At 43.4% G+C, this 2,481-nt stretch carries 2 protein-coding genes; both read left to right on the top strand.

What is annotated here, in order from left to right; translation table 11 throughout:
- The first annotated feature begins 48 nt into the window (after window positions 1–48).
- Window positions 49–1,131 (top strand): NAD-dependent epimerase/dehydratase family protein, encoded by a 1,083-nt coding sequence (locus ACUVJL_RS37275; protein ID WP_445250413.1) that lies wholly within the window; start codon window positions 49–51, stop codon window positions 1,129–1,131.
- A gap of 114 nt (window positions 1,132–1,245) precedes the next feature.
- Entirely contained in the window at window positions 1,246–2,052 is an 807-nt protein-coding gene (locus tag ACUVJL_RS37270; RefSeq protein WP_445250412.1) for a WecB/TagA/CpsF family glycosyltransferase, read from the top strand.
- Window positions 2,053–2,481 lie beyond the last annotated feature (429 nt).

The raw sequence follows: 2,481 nt of genomic DNA, 5'->3' as shown, positions 1-2,481 counted from the left end.
TGAGCGCACAAAACAAAGAAAACTATATTTTTTCAGGGGCGGTGAAACGTGGGCGTTGCAATCATTACTGGCTCGGCAGGTTTAATTGGCTCTGAGGCGTGTAAGTTCTTTGCCAAACAAGGCTTAGATATAGTTGGCATCGACAATAATATGCGCGAGTTCTTTTTTGGTGCTGATGGTTCTACAAACTGGAACCGCCAACTGCTCGAAAAATCCTTGGGTACCAAGTATAATCACTTAGCTGTGGACATTCGCGACTATGAAGCCATTATCAATATTTTTAAGCGGTACGGCGAGTCGATCGAGTTAGTAATTCACACCGCAGCCCAACCGAGCCACGATTGGGCTGCCCGGGATCCTCAAATAGATTTTACCGTCAACGCTAACGGTACTCTCAATCTTTTAGAAGCAACTCGCTTGTACAGTCCTAAAGCGGTTTTCATTTTCACTTCTACCAATAAAGTATACGGCGATACACCAAACAAATTGCCTTTAATTGAATTAGAACACAGGTGGGAAATTGAACCAGGCCATACTTACGAAACCGGCATTAGGGAAGATATGTCAATCGACCAATGCCTGCACAGTTTGTTTGGTGCTTCTAAGGTAGCTGCTGACGTTTTAGTTCAAGAATACGGTCGATATTTTAATATGAACACGGCTTGTTTTCGTGGCGGCTGCCTGACAGGACCCAATCACTCGGGAGCTCAATTGCACGGCTTCCTCGCCTACTTGATGAAGTGCGCCGTGACGGGAACTCCTTACACAGTGTTTGGCTACAAAGGCAAGCAAGTCCGCGATAACATTCATAGCGCTGATTTAATTTCGGCATTTTATGAATTTTATAAAGCTCCCAGAAGCGCCCAAGTTTATAATACAGGAGGGGGCAGGTACAGCAATTGTTCGATGTTAGAAGCCATCCAGATGTGCGAGGAAATTGCAGAACGCAAATTTAATTGGACTTATGCTGAAGGGAATCGCATTGGCGATCACATTTGGTGGATTAGCGACAATTCAAAATTTTCCAGTCACTATCCTGACTGGAAAATGAAATATAACGTTAAACAAATCCTACAGGAGATTTATGAATGTAACCGCGAGCGTTGGCTGAAAGAAGGCTCGGATGATTGATCGGGTAAAAAAGAATGTACTGGGAATTGGTGTAAACGATTGGATACAAAGTTAAACAAATCCTACAGGAGATTTATGAGGGTAACGGCGAGCGTTGGCTTAAAGAGGTCTTCCATGATTGATAAAGGGAAAAAGAATGTACTCGGCATATTAGTAAATGCCGTTAATTATGAAGCGGCTGTTAGCAAAATTCTGGCGGCAGCGAGCGCCGGAAAACCAATGTCAGTTTCGGCTTTAGCTGTTCACGGGGTAATGACTGGAGTTCTAGACAGCACTCACCGCTATCGTCTCAATCACATTGACTTAGTATTGCCAGACGGACAGCCGGTCAGGTGGGCGTTAAATTTGCTCTACCATACGAAATTGCCCGATCGAGTCTGCGGGCCGCATGCGATGTTACAAATCTGCGAACGTGCGGCAGAAGAAGGATTATCTATCTATTTGTACGGTTCTAAAGCTTCTGTACTGGAGGCTTTATCTCGCAATCTTTGCCAGCGTTTTCCCAGGTTAATTATTGCTGGAACTCAGCCTTCTAAATTTAGGCACGTTTCGCCCCAAGAGAAACAAGAGACTGCCCAGCAAATTCGCAACAGCGGTGCAGCAATTACTTTTGTCGGTTTGGGCTGTCCGCGACAAGAAGTCTGGGCTTATGAATACCGGGACGACTTATCAATGCCACTGATTGCTGTAGGTGCTGCTTACGATTTTCATGCGGGTAATTTGGCTAAATCTCCTGAGATTTTATCTAAGATAGGTTTGGAATGGCTGTTTCGGATGATTAAGGAACCCAAGCGCCTCTGGAAGCGATATGTTTTTTTGAATCCGCTTTATATGTGGCTGTTTTTGCTGCAAGCTTTGAAAATCAAACAGTTCGACCCCACAGACGCCACGCCGCCTGTAGAAGAAGTATTGTATGGTTGAAATTTCGAGGGCTGTGGTGAATTTTCAGTTTTCACGAATAAACAGCCAAAAGCCAAAAGTAGAAGTAATAATTAATTATTTTGACTTTCGACTTTAAACTTGTGACGATGGGAATTAATAATTAATGGGTTGTTTTCTGTAATTTCTGTTTGGCTTGCTTTGTAACTTACGGTCTAGGTAACAGAGGAAGTGTCGGGAGTATCCCGATTTTGAAATAGACTGCTAGGAGGTAAAATAAACAGAGTACATCAGGGAAAAAAATGAGTATAACTCCCGAAGAACAATTGCGCTTATCAGCTTGTATTCAGGAGATAGCGCCAATCAAAAACAAAAATACAGATTCAGAAGATAGGGCGGCCTTAGGATCGCGAATTAAATAACTTACAATTTTAATTGTTATTGTGGGATGGGCGTCCCGCCCGTCCAAAA

It is taken from the genome of Microcoleus sp. OTE_8_concoct_300, from assembly GCF_031383065.1.
Lineage (GTDB): Bacteria > Cyanobacteriota > Cyanobacteriia > Cyanobacteriales > Microcoleaceae > Microcoleus.
Note: the sequence above shows the minus strand (reverse complement) of the source record. Positions and strands in the feature narration are given on the sequence as shown.